Below are 13988 nucleotides of genomic sequence, written 5' to 3'. Positions count from 1 at the left end.
AAAGTCATGCGACTCAAGAGCCTATCCGGTATTAGCACTCGTTTCCAAGCGTTATCCCGGTCTGTCGGGCAGATTGCCCACGTGTTACTCACCCGTCCGCCGCTGACATCCTCGGAGCAAGCTCCGATTCAATCCGCTCGACTTGCATGTATTAGGCACGCCGCCAGCGTTCGTCCTGAGCCAGGATCAAACTCTCAATAAAAGTTTGGTTCATAGCGAACTGAATCGCCGGCTCGAAAATCGATCTCGTTACACTCGTTTAGTTTTCAAGGATCAATCTCGTTCATTTCTCTCTCATCACCGTGTCTCTCGCGGCGACAAGAGCTATCTTATCACGAGACCCGCTACCATACAACCGCTATTTTTTCCCACAGAAAAACACCAGTTTTTCGTCCAAAGAGTTGGGCAGAGCACCGTACAGAGAGACAAGGTACGGATAATCCGGCCTCGCTTGCAACTGGATTCCCGGAGCCAATCACGCCACTTCGCGGGTTGCAGGACTGCGGAATGTCTTCAAATGGGATTGCGCTACGCGATCTTCGCCTTGACCGCCTGACAAAGGCAACCACGGCTTGACCGATTCGGTTAAAAACGGAATTCATAAATGCGCCTCGGCGGTCTGCTCTTTATAGACGAAAGCCTGTTGATTCTGTCCGTTGGTCAGCGTCCAGGCGATGCCTTGGTTGCGTCCGCTCCGGCGTTTGGAGATCTGTTCGGCACTGATCGGAGTCAGACGGAGCGGTTTTTTCGCGCTCGGACCCAGGGCTTACGGAGGCAGCTCACAACCGACCGCGGGCAAGGTGTTCAGCGAAATCATCCGCGCGAAAAACCTTTTGAGCAAATGCACATCCTGCGGACCATCTGTGTACCCAACAGCAAATACCGGCGGGAGGACTGTCGCTAACTCGCCTATTTTTCGCTCTCCCTCCACGCCTGTGCAGGTCATCTCCTTGTCTCCCTGCATGTACTGGTAATGCGCAAACCCTTTCAGAGAAGAAACGAGAGTAAAGGAGGGACTGCCGTGACAAACGCTCTCGCCACCATCACCAAGTGGATCGTCGCATTTCTGATCATCTTTCTCCTGCTCATAGTCCTCCTCTGTACGCTGTACTTCAAAATGTCTCCGTCAAGCCACACAAAAACCCCCCGCGCTGCTTGGTAGCAGCCAGGGGGCGTTTGTGCGTTTCTTTTTCTCTGCAAGGTGATCAATCACCCAGAAATTCGTCGCTCTCGTCGTCATTCACCAGCACCGTCTCTTTGCACTCCGGGCAGAGGACTTCGACAACCTCGTCATTTTCAAACACGTCGGCATCGACAAACACCGTCTCATTGCAGTTCGGGCAGTTCATCTCCAAGTATTCGATGGCCAAGTCATCATCGTCTTCCTCTTCTTCAAACTCGACATCGACGTCCAAATCCTCGTCATACTCGTCAAAGAGGTCGCTTTCCAGATCGGTCAAATCATCATCGATCGCCTCGATGTATTCTTCCAATTGCTCCGAGCGGGCCGTCAGACGATCCATTTCCGAAGCCACTTCCGACAGCACGTCCATGATGCCCACGAGCACACGCCCTTCAGGGGTGTTGTCGCCCACGTTCAACCCATCCGCCAGACCCTTCAGGTATGCCAATCTTTCCTTGATCTGTTGCATTGCTCTTCCTCCTTAGGCCGCTGCGTGCCGGCGCTTTCAATATGTAGCATCCACACGTCATTTTACCCAAGCTAGGAAACTTTATCCGCGCACGCCCCAAAGAATCAATCCGACGCCGCCCATCACCACTGCCATCCGCCAAAACTCCAACTTATCGGCGAGGCCGATCAAACCGAGCGACGTGACCAGAATCAAGACGGTCGGACCCACCATCGCAAGCCCCGCGTTGATCTGCACCGCTTTTTGCACCGTGCCGTAATACAGCATGAGCAAGGCTGCGATGATCTCAATCGATCCGGACAGGAATCGCAGTCCGGCCATCCCATATAAAATATTGTCCCGCAACAATGACAGCATGCCACACCTCTCCCGTAAAAATGTTCGTTGTTACTAGAGACTATGCGCCACAGGGACAAGTCAGACATGCTAATCAGAAAAAACCCCACGGCGAGCCGTGAGGTCTTCGAAAAGCGTATGTTGTTATGCGCGGGACATGTAGGAGCCGTCGCGGGTGTTGATGATCAGCTTTTCACCTTGCTCGATGAACAGCGGAACGTCGACAACAGCGCCGGATTCCATAACTGCTTTCTTGGAGCCGCCTTGCGCGGTGTCGCCTTTGATGCCCGGTTCGGTCTCAGCAACAGCCAGCACGACGGTGTTCGGCAGTTCCACGCCGATCGCTTGACCTTCGTAGATCATGACTTGGCATTCCATGTTTTCCAGCATGTACTTCGCTTCATCTTCCAGCATCGCAGCCGGGACGTTCAGCTGATCAAAGGACTCGTTGTCCATGAAGGTGTACATTTCGCCGTCGTTGTACAGGTAGTTCATCGAACGGTTTTCAACGCGTGCGCGCGGCACTTTCTCACCCGCGCGGAAGGTCATTTCCTTCACGGAGCCGTTGCGGAGATTTTTCAGCTTGGTGCGGACAAACGCTGCGCCTTTGCCCGGCTTTACGTGCAGGAACTCGACGACGCGCCAGATGTGGCCGTCATACTCGATGGTAACGCCGGGACGGAAATCGTTGGAAGAGATCATTGGGAAAAGCCTCCTGTATCAGATCAAATAGAATGTTGTTTATTGGATGATCAGCAGTTCCTTCGGCGAGCGGGTCAACACGTCGTTGCCCGTCTCGGTGAGGACGATGTCATCTTCGATGCGCACGCCGCCCCACTCTGGCAAGTAGATGCCAGGCTCGACGGTGACGACGTTGCCCGGAACGAGCACATGCTGCTCGCCGCGGAAGGACACCGACGGATGCTCGTGCACGACGAGGCCGAGGCCGTGTCCTGTGCCATGACCAAAATACTCGCCATAGCCTTTCGCCTCGATGATGTCGCGTGCCAAGCGGTCAGCCTCAGCTCCTGTCATGCCCGGCTTGATGTTCGCCACGGCATGCTTTTGAGCCTCCAGCACGATCTCGTAGACCTCACGCTGCTTGTCGGTCGGTGTCCCGAGCACGACGGTGCGGGTCAGGTCGGAGTTGTACCCTTGGTAGTATGCGCCAAAATCGAGTTTGACAAAATCCCCTTTTTCAAGAACTTTGTCGCTCGCCACCCCGTGCGGCAGCGAAGAACGCCACCCGGATGCGACGATGATGTCGAACGCCGAAGATTTGGCCCCTGCTTTGCGCATGAACATCTCCAACTCCACCGCGACCTCGCGCTCGGTGAGACCAGGGCGCAGGAAGGTGCAGATGTGGGCAAACGCGTCGTCGGCGATCTTTGCGGCCTGGCGCATGATCGCCAGCTCGCTCTCCTCTTTGACGGCGCGCAGCTCTTCGACGATCCCGGAGGTCGGAATCAATTCCACGCCGAGCACATCGGCGAACGCCTGATGCTGCGCGTAGGTGACGAAGTCCTGTTCAAACCCGAGCTGTTTGATGCCCAGTTTGTTCAGTTCATCGCGCAACACTTCGTTCGGAGACTTGTACTCGACGAGACGGCAGTGCGGGGCTTGTTCGGCCGCTTGTGCCAGATAGCGGAAGTCGGTGAAAAACACCGCTTCATCCTGCGTGACGAGCAGAAGGCCGGCCGAACCGGTGAAGCCGCTTATGTACCGGCGGTTCTCAGGGCGAAGCACCAGCAGGGCCGAAAGACCCTGTTTGTCCATCGCCGCACGCAGTCGAGTCAAACGCTGTTCCATGCAAGATCGCCCTCCTTGCTATGATTCGGTCGCCAGCAGGCCCCGTTTTGCAAACTCCTCCAGCAACGCGTGGAACGCCAGCGTGTACCCCAGCGCGCCTAGCCCGCTGATCTGCCCCATGACGACAGGAGCCGTCAGCGAGGTGTGGCGAAACTCCTCCCGCGCGTGGATGTTCGACAGATGGACCTCGATCGTCGGGATCGAGATCGCAGCGAGGCAATCACGAATCGCCACCGAAGTGTGCGTGTAGGCGGCCGGGTTGATGATGATCCCGTCCGACTGTCCACGCGCAGCCTGCAGGCGGTCGATGATGTCCCCTTCGTGGTTCGACTGGTAAAAGTCGATCCCGATGCCAAATCGGTCGGCGAGCGAGGCGAGATCGCGGTTGATCCCCTCCATCGTCACCGTTCCGTAGACGTTCGGCTCACGGGTGCCGAGCAAGTTTAAATTTGGTCCATGCAAAACAAGTAAGTGTGCCATAGGGAAGTACCTCCCAAAAAGTCCAAGAATCATTTTATCACGAAACAGGTGTATTGAACAGAGGAACGCACCGGGCGGGCTCATGATATACTAAGAGCAATCTGTTGTACGTGAGGTGTCAGTCCTATGTCCGTATCATCCACACGCATCACCCTCGTCCGCCACGGCGAGACGATCTGGAACCGCGAGATGCGCCTACAAGGCTCGCGGGACATCCCGCTCAGCGAGGCCGGTCTCCTGCAAGCGGAACAGGTCGCCGCTCGCCTGCAAGGCGAAGAACATCACATCGTCCACTCCAGCGACCTGCAGCGGGCTCACAAGACGGCCGCCATGATCGCCGGTACGCTCGGCGTCGACCACGAGGTCCATGTCGACCTGCGCGAACGCTCCTTCGGGGATCTGGAAGGCCTGACGCGCAGCGAGATCACCGACCGCTACCCGGATTTCTGGGAGCCGGGTCACCAGCCAGAGTCCGGGCTGAACGTCGAGACGTTCGATCAACTCCGCGAGCGTGCCTTGCGGATCATCACCGTAATCGCCGACCGCTATGAAGGACAAAACGTGCTCGTCGTCTCACACGGCGGCTTCATCAACGCCTTCCTACACAAGATCAGCGAAGGTCTCTACGGCTCGGGCGTCAACAAGCTCGGCAACACCAGCATCACCCGCGTCATCCGCGAGATCGACGGGTCTTGGACGATCTTCGAAATCGGTTGCACGGCGCATTTAAATGAAAACTAAGGAAAAAGCACCCTGTCAACAGGGTGCTTTTTTGTTGGCCTGCCTTCCATTAAAACTCGAAGCGCAGCACCGGGTTTCTGGCTGCCGTGGTCTCGTCGAGGCGGTTGACCTTGGTGGTGTGCGGAGCGTTTTTGACTTGCTCCGGGTTTTCCTCTGCTTCTTTGGCGATCTGGATCATCGCGTCGCAGAAGTGGTCGAGGGTCTGTTTGTTCTCCGTTTCGGTCGGCTCGATCATGATCGCTTCCTCAACGTTGAGCGGGAAGTAGATCGTCGGCGGATGCACGCCGAAGTCGAGCAGGCGCTTCGCGATGTCGAGCGTCTTGACGCCGAACTCTTTTTTGTAGCGGCGGCCGGTCAGGACAAACTCGTGTTTGCAGATCTGGTTGTACGGCAGATCATAGTGCGGCTCCAGTCGACGCATCATGTAGTTGGCGTTGAGCACGGCGTTTTCCGTGACTTGCTTCAGGCCGTCCGGACCCATCGTGCGGATGTAGGAGTAGGCGCGGACGTTGATGCCAAAGTTGCCCCAGAAGCCTTTGACTTTGCCGATCGACTGCGGACGGTCCCAGTTGAGGGTGTAGCGGTCGTTCGCTTCGTCATACTCGACGCGCGGTTTCGGCAGGTGCGGGATCAGCATTTTCTTCACGCCGACCGGACCGGAGCCCGGGCCGCCGCCGCCGTGCGGGGTGGTGAACGTCTTGTGCAAGTTGAGATGGACGACGTCAAAGCCCATGTCACCCGGACGCGCATAGCCGAGGATCGCGTTGGCGTTTGCTCCGTCGTAGTACAGGAGGCCGCCCGCTTCATGGACGATCTCGGCGATCTCGACGATCTGATCTTCGAACAGACCGAGGGTCGACGGGTTGGTCAGCATCAGTGCGGCGGTGTCTTCGTTAACGACCGCACGCAGCGCTTCGAGGTCGACGCCGCCGCGCTCGTTCGACTTGACGGTGACGGTGCGGTAGCCTGCTACGGTCGCCGACGCCGGGTTGGTGCCGTGAGCGGAGTCCGGGACGATGACGGTGGTGCGCTTTTCACCGCGCGCTTCGTGATACGCGCGGATCATCATCAAGCCGGTCCACTCGCCGTGCGCGCCCGCTGCCGGTTGCAACGACACTTCGTCCATGCCGGTGATCTCCGCCAGTTCGACTTGCAGGTTGTACATCAGTTCCAGCGCGCCTTGCACTTGCTCTTCCGGCTGGAGCGGGTGGATCTGTGCGAAGCCCGGGATGCGCGCCATGCGCTCGTTGCGCTTCGGGTTGTATTTCATCGTGCAGGAGCCGAGCGGATAGAAACCGTCGTCGATGCCGTGGTTGCGCTTGGACAGCTCCGTGTAGTGACGGATCAGGTCCAATTCGGACATCTCCGGCAGACGAGCCGGCTCTTTGCGGATATAGGCGGACGGGATGAGTTCGTCGACAGCGATCTCCGGCACGTCGAGTTCCGGCAGGCTGTACGCGACGCGGCCCTCCACGCTCAGTTCGAAGATCAACGCTTTGTCTTGTTCTTGACGCATTACAGGATCGCCTCCAGTCTTTCAGCCAACAGGTCGATGTCTTCTTTGGTGCGCAGTTCGGTCACGCAGATCAGCATCGCGCCTTTGTACTCCGGGTATGCGGAGCCAATGTCGTAACCGCCGATGATGCCGGCGTCGAGCAGCTTTTTGTTGACCTCCGCCACGTCGCCTTCGATCCGGATCGCAAACTCGTTGAAGAACGGCGTGTTGAACAGCGCCTTCACCTTCGGGACCGCGGTCAGGCGGTTGAACGCGTAGTGCGCTTTTTGCAAGTTGAGTTTCGCGACATCTTGCATGCCTTTTTTGCCCATGTAGGACGCGTAAACGGTCGCAGCCAGCGCGTTGAGCGCTTGGTTGGAGCAGATGTTCGAGGACGCCTTTTCGCGGCGGATGTGCTGTTCGCGCGCTTGCAGGGTCAGCACGAACGCGCGGCGTCCGTCGAGGTCGGTCGTCTGGCCGACGACGCGGCCCGGGATGCGGCGGACTTGCTCTTTTTTAACAGCGAGCATGCCGAGGTACGGACCGCCAAAGGAGACGCTGTTGCCGAGCGACTGACCTTCGCCGACGACGATGTCCGCGCCGAAGTGACCCGGCGCTTCCAACAGACCCATCGCGATCGGGTTGACGGAGACGACGAACAGCGCTTTTTGCGCATGTGCCAGTTCGCCGATCTTTTGCAGGTCTTCGATGCCGCCAAAGAAGTTCGGGTATTGAACGAGCACGCCTGCGACGGTGTCGTCCAGTTTGGACTCCAGGTCGTTCATGTCGATCACGCCGTTCTCGATGCCGATCTCGACCACTTCGATGTCTTGGCCGTAGCCGTACGTTTGCAGGACGTTGCGGTATTCCGGGTTGACCGAGCGGGCGACGAGCACTTTGGAGCGGCGGGTCGCAGCGCATGCGATAAACGCTGCTTCGCCAAATGCGGTCGGACCGTCATACATCGACGCGTTGGACACGTCCATGCCGGTCAGTTCGCAGACCACCGTCTGGTATTCGAAGATCGCCTGCAGCATGCCTTGGGAGATCTCCGGTTGATACGGGGTGTACGCGGTGTAAAACTCGGAGCGGCTCACAATTGCGTCGACGACAGCCGGGATGTAGTGCTGGTACGCCCCTGCACCGAGGAAGGAGATGTGGTCGTCGAGGTTTTTGTTTTTGCCCGCCAGTTGGTTGAAATAGCGGGTCAGTTCGATCTCGGAAAGAGCTTTCGGAATGTTCAGGTCGCGGCCGAGACGGGCCTTTTCCGGAATGTCGGTGAAGAGATCTTCGACCGAGTTCACGCCGAGGAACTTGAGCATTTCATTGCGTTCTGCTTCCGTGGTCGGAAGGTAGCTGAACTTGTTCACGTGGTAGCCTCCTTGAAGTCTTACTTCTGACGCTTATAGAACGGCGTTTTGATGATCACAGCTTTGACCGCTTTGCCGCGGATGATCACGTCGAGCTCTTGACCGATCTTTGCGTATTCGGTTTCGATCAGGCCAAGGCCGATGTTTTTTTTCACCGTCGGACCCATCGTGCCGGTGGTGCATTCGCCGATGGTGCGACCGTTGACTTGGATCTCGTAGTGGGAGCGCGGGATGCCGCGTTCGATCATCTCAAAGCCGACCAGTTTGCGCTTGAGACCTTCTTCTTTTTGCTTTTTCAGAGCGTCCTTGCCGAGGAAGTCCTCCTCTTTGTCCAGTTTGACAAAGAAGCCAAGTCCCGCTTCCAGCGGCGAGATCGTGTCGGTGATCTCTTGGCCGTAGAGCGGCAGACGCGCTTCGAAGCGCAGCGTGTCGCGGGCGCCAAGTCCGATCGGCAGCACGCCGTCTTCTTTGCCCGCTTCCAAGATCGCCGCCCAGAGCTTGGCAGCGTCTTTCGCGTCGCAGTAGATCTCAAATCCGTCTTCGCCGGTGTAGCCCGTACGGGAGATCAGCGAGTTGACGCCTGCGACGTCGGCATTTTCCAAGAACCAGAAATACTTGATCTGGCTCAGGTCGGCCGTGGTGAGTTTTTGCAACACTTGCTCGGCCAGCGGGCCTTGCAGCGCCAGTTGCGCGACATCGGCGGAGACGTTGACGATCTCCACGTTGCCGAAGCTGTATTTTTTGACGTGCTCATAGTCTTTTTCGATGTTGGCCGCATTGACGACGAGCAGATAGTCATCGTCCGCCTTTTTGTAGACGAGCAGGTCGTCGACCGTGCCGCCGTCTTCGTGGCAGATCGGCGAGTAGAGAGCTTGGCCGTTCGCCAGTTTGGAAGCGTCGTTGGTGATCCATTTCTGAATGTTGGCCAGCGCGTCAGGGCCTTTGACGGTGATCTCGCCCATGTGCGAGACATCGAACAGACCGGCGCGCGTGCGCACCGCCTCATGCTCGTCCAGGATGCCGGAATACTGCACCGGCAGCGCCCAACCGCCAAAATCGATGATCTTGCCGCCGTAGCTCGGGTACACCTCATAAAGAGGTGTCTTTTTCAGATGCTCCACGCCGATTCCTCCTGTTGATTGAGAAAAATAACATACAAAAAAGGAGACACGTACGCCTGTCAGGGCCCCGGTCTCCTCTGTCCGCTTCACCTGAGAGTTCCCTGCGCCGTCCGTTCGGTCGACTCAGTTACCCCGTGGGTGGCCGTTGCGCGTTTTCGAGACAGGCAAACGGCTCTCTCCAGAGTTGCGTCCCGCGACGGTGCTTTTGCCTGAGAGATTCATGCAGCCCTGGGTAGGGCTGTCACTTGCTCCTTCGGCGACGCAAAGTCGGTCAAAACCCGAACATTACGTGCTCTCCCGCCAGCGATCATTCGCAAACACAGATTAAGTTCCCCTACATCATATCACAAAATGATCCATTTGAAAGTGTCCCACGAAAAATTTTCCCTGTTTTGGGTCATACTATCCGAACAAATTACAGACTCGGAGGTGACGCTCTTGGAAAAGGTGGACGCCATGCCTGCACGGGAGTGGGAGGAAGGGCTTTTTGAACAGTTTCTGGAGCGGGAACAGGCGGGGGACTTTGGCAGCCCGGAATTGTTTCGACTGGCCTATCAATCGGAGCTGACGCGGGTGTCGCCCAATTTTGATCAACTGATCTGTCTGGATCAACTGCCGGAGATCACGCCCTACCCCCACCAACTGGACACCGCCAAAAAGGTGCTCAACGAACTGCACGGGCGCGCGATCTTGGCGGACGAGGTCGGCCTTGGCAAAACGATTGAGGCCGGGCTGATCCTCAAAGAGTACCTGATCCGGGGCTTGGTAAAAAAAGTGTTGATCCTCGTGCCTTCTTCGCTGGTGATCCAATGGGTGCGCGAGTTGAACCAAAAATTCAAGATCACCGCATGGGCGCAAAAAAGCACGTATAGCTGGACCGACTGCGACATCGTGGTCTCCTCGATTGACACGGCGAAACGCGAGCAACACCGCGAGATCGTGCTTGCGCAAGACTGGGATCTGGTGATCGTCGACGAAGCGCATAAGCTGAAAAACCGCAAATCGAAAAACTGGGAACTGATCAACACGCTGCGGAAAAAATACTTGCTCCTGCTCACCGCCACGCCGGTGCAAAACGACATGAAAGAGTTGTACAACCTGATCACGCTGCTCAAACCGGGTCAACTCGGCTCCCAAACCGACTATTCCTCGACGTTTATGGAGAACAAACGGTTGCCGAAAAACAGAGGCGAACTCAAAGAAGCGCTGTCGGAAGTCATGATCCGCAACAAGCGCTCGGAAGGCGGCGTGCAATTTACCCGGCGCAATGTCCAGTCGATCATGCTGGACCTCAACGAAGACGAACGGAATCTCTACGACGAAGTGACCCGTTTCATCAAGGAACAGTACGAAGTGCTCCGCGAACAAGGGCGCGGCAACGTATTGCAGCTGATCGGCTTGCAGCGGCAGATCTGCTCGTCGCCGTATGCGGCGCTTGTGTCGCTCAAAGCGATGATGGAAAGCGAAAAGACCCCGTCGGATATTCGGGATCGGGTGACGCAGTTGTATGACCTCGCCGGGAGCATCGAAGCGTATACGAAGGTGAACAAATGCATCGAACTGATCCAACAGATCGACGATAAAGTGATCATTTTCACAGAATACCGGGCCACGCAAGACTTTATTTTGTACATGCTCCAGCAAAACGGGATCAAGGCGGTCATGTTCCGCGGCGGGTTTAAAAAGAGCAAGAAGGACTGGATGACGGAGCTGTTCAAAAACCGTTTCCAAGTGCTCGTGGCGACCGAGGCGGGCGGCGAAGGGATCAACCTGCAGTTCTGCCATCACGTGATCAACTTTGACCTCCCGTGGAACCCGATGCGGGTCGAGCAACGGATCGGCCGTGTGCACCGGCTCGGCCAGACGAAAGACGTGCATGTGTACAACTTGTCAACGCGCGGCACGATTGAAGAGCACATCGTCTCCCTGCTTGATGAAAAGATCACGATGTTCGAACTGGTCATCGGCGAACTCGACCTGATCCTTGGCAACTTGCGGGTCGGGCGGCAGTTTGACCATGACATGATGGATCTGCTGGTCAAAGGGGCCTCGCGCGATGAGTTAAAGTCTAAATTTGACGAGCTGGGCGAAAAGTTGAAAGAGGCGTCGATCAAGGTCTAGCCTGCGATCTGTCCGCCGCATAGCTGCCAGGAGGTGACGCAACATGGAGAGCAACGAGCAGATTCAAGATTTTTGCCGCCGCTATTTTCAAGCGGTCGACGCGCCGATTCTGATCGATCAGCCTGATTTTCTGCAGGTGGAACTGCCCCGCGACATCGACAAGGAGCTGACCGACCGGCCTTTCTATTGGATGTACGTCGAAGCGACCGGGCAAAATCCGGCCAACTCGGTGCTGTCGCTGTCGTTTGCGCCGGGTGTGGAGATGGAGGGTGTGGAACGGATCGAGTTTGTCACGCTCGGATCGTTTCGTTTGAACAAAATCATCGAGTCTGTGCAAAAGCGCGGCCGCTTCACCCGGGCGTACCAAACAGGAGCCGGGACAGCGGGCCGCGCCTTGTCGCCCTATCTGTTGGCGACGTTCAAACTGTCGTTTGTCGCCGACCGCCGCCGCGATGAGATGGTGTCCTACGCGGTTGATCTGCGCTCAGGTCAAGTGTTCCGCGAAGCCTACGGGGAGATCGAACGCCTGACCCTGACCGATGCTCCGGCCCGCACAGTGACGACCTCCTCTCCTTCGCTCTCCCTGAGCGAAGGCTATCACATCATCCGCCAAGCGGTTGAAGGCGACATCTCCGCGCTCGACCACACGTGGGCGGAAGAAGCGAACGAACATCTGGCCCGCGAACGGGAACAGCTCGAGACCTATTACGAATCGCTGTGTCTCGTCAACGCCGATGAAAACAAAACGGACGGTGAAAAAGAAAAAAAGGCTGCGATGTACGCAGCCGAGCGCGAATTGCGAATCGCCGAGTTGGAATGGCGATGTGCACCGCGCATCGCCATCGCGCCGTTTCATTTCGGTCTGCTCTATTTGGCGGACGGCGTGCTCACAGGCACAGCCGCGACGGGGAACCGGCTGTCGACGTAGACGGGCGCCGGTTCTTCTCCTTCTGTAAACGGATCGATCAGTCCTGCGTAGGTAAAGTCGCCGTGCCGGATGAGTCGGGAGATCTGGAAAACGATCTTCAGCTGATCCGGGATCGATTCGTAGACGACAAAAGCGGACTCTGCTCCGGCTTCCTCCCCTGCGTACGCCGCAAGGGACGGGAAGCCGTTTTTTTGTGCGTGGTGTTTCGCGGCTCCGAACAATCCGACCGCATACAACGCGCTGTCGGCGGGAGAGGCGACCGCCGCGAGATCCTGCTCACGTAGTGGCGCTGACTCCGGCATCGGCGTCAAAGCGGGCAATTTGCCCACCAGTTCCCCGCCTGGCAACGTCTGACGTCGCACGAGATCGTACAGCTCCAACCCTTTCTCGCCGTTGAGCCAGACGAGGTGCAGACCGGGGCCTGCGTACATGTAGCCCTTGGCAACCGCTTGTCCCGCGATGTCCGACGGCAACGACGGAGCGGACTGCCGGCTGTATTCGTAAACGTTTTGACCGTCCAGCGTGCTGACGAGGTAGCCGGTTGCCACCCCTTCCCGCTCGATCTGCCACAGCAACGCCGTCTCATGTCCGTCCGGATCGTAAAGGGTGCGCAAGAGCACAGCATCCGCTGCCAGCCAATCGGCAAATCCGCTCTGGTGCGAGATCCGTTCTGCGAGCGGAGAAATGTTCATAGACTGTTCCGTCAACGACTGTGCGGATGCCCGTTCCAACATCTCCTGTTCCAAGCGGATCACCGACGCCGCCGCTACTGATTGCGCCTGCTTGGTCGGTTCGGCTGCGACTGCAACCGTCCACGCCACCGCGCTCAAGAGGAGCACCGTCAACGCCCCCATGCTGATTTGCTTGCCCTTCATCGCATCCACTCTCCTTTGTCTATTACTCTAGCGTATTCGGGATGCGATGTTTGTTAGAACCTGTCAGGAACGAATACATATTTTCCGACAAAAAAACGACCCTCCAGAAGGAGAGTCGTTTGATGTCGGTTGGAAATTACTTGGATTCTTCGATGCCCAGCGCTTTGATGACTTTGCGAACCGGATCGAAGTTCTTGTCGTCGCCCGGGACGAGGTTGTCGAAGGTGTAGATCTCTTTGCCGATCTTTTTGCCTTCTTCAGTCGACATGATCTTGATGAAAGCGTCTTGCACTTTCTTTTGGTATTCCGGAGTGAAGCCGTTGCGGATGGAAACGGTGTCGTTCGGGATCGGCTCGGAGTATGCGAAGACTTCGAGTTTCTCCATCGCGTCCGGAGCTTCCTTCTTGATCGTGGTGCGAGCATCTTCGAAGGTGGTCGCTACGTCAACGTCGCCACGGTACAGCGCCATCAGCGCTTTGTCGTGGCCGCCAGCCATGATGCCTTCCACGTCGGTTTGTGCATCGATGCCGATTTCTTTGAGCATCGCGGACGGGTAGGTGTAGCCTGCAGCGGAAGTTGCAGAGATGAAAGCAACTTTCTTGCCTTTGACGTCTTTCAGTTCTTTGATCGCAGTGTTCGACTTTTGCTTGACGAACTGTGCGCGGTAGGTCGGCGAACCGTTACGAACGGTTTGCAGCAAGATGGTGACAGCCTGCTTCTTGTCTTTTGCAAAGACGTAGTCGACCGGGCTCAGGAAGCCGATGTCGATTTTCTTCGCAGCCATTGCCTCGATCAGACCGGTGTAGTTGGTGGTGACTTTTACTTCAACCGGAATCCCCAGCTCTTTGGACAGCATATCGCCCATCGGCTTTGCTTTTGCTTGCAGAGTTTCTGCGTTTTGGGACGGGATGAAGCCGACAACCAGTTTCTCCGGTGCGGAGACCAGTTCGTCTTTCTTGCCAGCGTCGCCGGACTTTTCGCCTTCCTTTTCACCGCAACCAACCAGCGCAGTTGCCGCCAGTGCCAAAGACATACCTACTACCAAAGATTTTTTGAACAT

13 protein-coding genes, 1 rRNA gene and 2 riboswitches are annotated in these 13988 nt (G+C 56.9%); of the genes, 3 read left to right on the top strand and 11 right to left on the bottom strand.

The window, feature by feature from the left end; all coding sequences use genetic code 11:
• The 6 genes from OS242_RS16000 to aroQ form a co-directional block, all read right to left on the bottom strand.
• Positions 1 to 202 (bottom strand): 16S ribosomal RNA (locus OS242_RS16000); the annotation flags it as partial.
• 1003 nt (positions 203 to 1205) lie between these two features.
• Entirely contained in the window at positions 1206 to 1652 is a 447-nt protein-coding gene (locus tag OS242_RS15995) for a CD1247 N-terminal domain-containing protein (RefSeq protein ID WP_267152700.1), read from the bottom strand.
• An 81-nt stretch (positions 1653 to 1733) separates the two neighbouring features.
• Positions 1734 to 2009, bottom strand: a complete 276-nt coding sequence (locus tag OS242_RS15990; RefSeq protein WP_267152699.1) for a YqhV family protein — start codon at positions 2007 to 2009, stop codon at positions 1734 to 1736.
• 123 nt (positions 2010 to 2132) lie between these two features.
• A complete protein-coding gene (efp, locus tag OS242_RS15985; protein WP_267152698.1) occupies positions 2133 to 2690 on the bottom strand; it encodes an elongation factor P in 558 nt (185 codons plus the stop codon).
• 39 nt (positions 2691 to 2729) lie between these two features.
• Complete coding sequence (locus OS242_RS15980; RefSeq protein ID WP_267152697.1) at positions 2730 to 3797, bottom strand: M24 family metallopeptidase; 1068 nt, start codon at positions 3795 to 3797, stop codon at positions 2730 to 2732.
• 18 nt (positions 3798 to 3815) lie between these two features.
• Entirely contained in the window at positions 3816 to 4277 is a 462-nt protein-coding gene (gene aroQ, locus OS242_RS15975; protein ID WP_267152696.1) for a type II 3-dehydroquinate dehydratase, read from the bottom strand.
• Between the two features lie 126 nt (positions 4278 to 4403).
• Here aroQ and OS242_RS15970 point away from each other — a divergent pair, with 126 nt between their 5' ends.
• Complete coding sequence (locus OS242_RS15970) at positions 4404 to 5018, top strand: histidine phosphatase family protein (protein WP_267152695.1); 615 nt, start codon at positions 4404 to 4406, stop codon at positions 5016 to 5018.
• A gap of 49 nt (positions 5019 to 5067) precedes the next feature.
• Here OS242_RS15970 and gcvPB read toward each other — a convergent pair whose 3' ends face one another.
• The 3 genes from gcvPB to gcvT are packed head-to-tail and all read right to left on the bottom strand — an operon-like array spanning position 5068 to position 9004.
• Positions 5068 to 6534, bottom strand: a complete 1467-nt coding sequence (gene gcvPB / locus OS242_RS15965; RefSeq protein WP_267152694.1) for an aminomethyl-transferring glycine dehydrogenase subunit GcvPB — start codon at positions 6532 to 6534, stop codon at positions 5068 to 5070.
• Complete coding sequence (gene gcvPA / locus OS242_RS15960; RefSeq protein WP_267152693.1) at positions 6534 to 7883, bottom strand: aminomethyl-transferring glycine dehydrogenase subunit GcvPA; 1350 nt, start codon at positions 7881 to 7883, stop codon at positions 6534 to 6536. The genes gcvPB and gcvPA overlap by 1 nt, the downstream gene beginning before the upstream one ends.
• Before the next feature lie 20 nt (positions 7884 to 7903).
• Positions 7904 to 9004, bottom strand: a complete 1101-nt coding sequence (gene gcvT / locus OS242_RS15955; protein WP_267152692.1) for a glycine cleavage system aminomethyltransferase GcvT — start codon at positions 9002 to 9004, stop codon at positions 7904 to 7906.
• A gap of 75 nt (positions 9005 to 9079) precedes the next feature.
• Positions 9080 to 9188: riboswitch (glycine riboswitch) on the bottom strand.
• Between the two features lie 3 nt (positions 9189 to 9191).
• Positions 9192 to 9315: riboswitch (glycine riboswitch) on the bottom strand.
• A 136-nt stretch (positions 9316 to 9451) separates the two neighbouring features.
• Here gcvT and OS242_RS15950 point away from each other — a divergent pair.
• Both OS242_RS15950 and OS242_RS15945 read left to right on the top strand, forming a co-directional pair.
• Entirely contained in the window at positions 9452 to 11125 is a 1674-nt protein-coding gene (locus OS242_RS15950) for a DEAD/DEAH box helicase (protein WP_323372964.1), read from the top strand.
• A gap of 43 nt (positions 11126 to 11168) precedes the next feature.
• Positions 11169 to 12053: a YqhG family protein gene (locus tag OS242_RS15945; RefSeq protein ID WP_267152691.1), complete on the top strand. Its 885-nt coding sequence runs from the start codon at positions 11169 to 11171 to the stop codon at positions 12051 to 12053.
• Here OS242_RS15945 and OS242_RS15940 read toward each other — a convergent pair.
• Both OS242_RS15940 and OS242_RS15935 read right to left on the bottom strand, forming a co-directional pair.
• Positions 11993 to 12928, bottom strand: coding sequence for a hypothetical protein (locus OS242_RS15940; protein WP_267152690.1), 936 nt, complete (start codon positions 12926 to 12928; stop codon positions 11993 to 11995). The two genes, OS242_RS15945 and OS242_RS15940, sit on opposite strands and share 61 nt — an antisense overlap.
• A 136-nt stretch (positions 12929 to 13064) precedes the next feature.
• A complete protein-coding gene (locus tag OS242_RS15935) occupies positions 13065 to 13988 on the bottom strand; it encodes a phosphate/phosphite/phosphonate ABC transporter substrate-binding protein (RefSeq protein ID WP_267152689.1) in 924 nt (307 codons plus the stop codon).

The organism is Tumebacillus lacus (genome assembly GCF_026410385.1).
GTDB classification, from domain to species: Bacteria; Bacillota; Bacilli; order Tumebacillales; family Tumebacillaceae; genus Tumebacillus; species Tumebacillus lacus.
The sequence above is the reverse complement of the archived record's forward strand: the minus strand, read 5'-3'. Positions and strand labels throughout refer to the sequence as shown.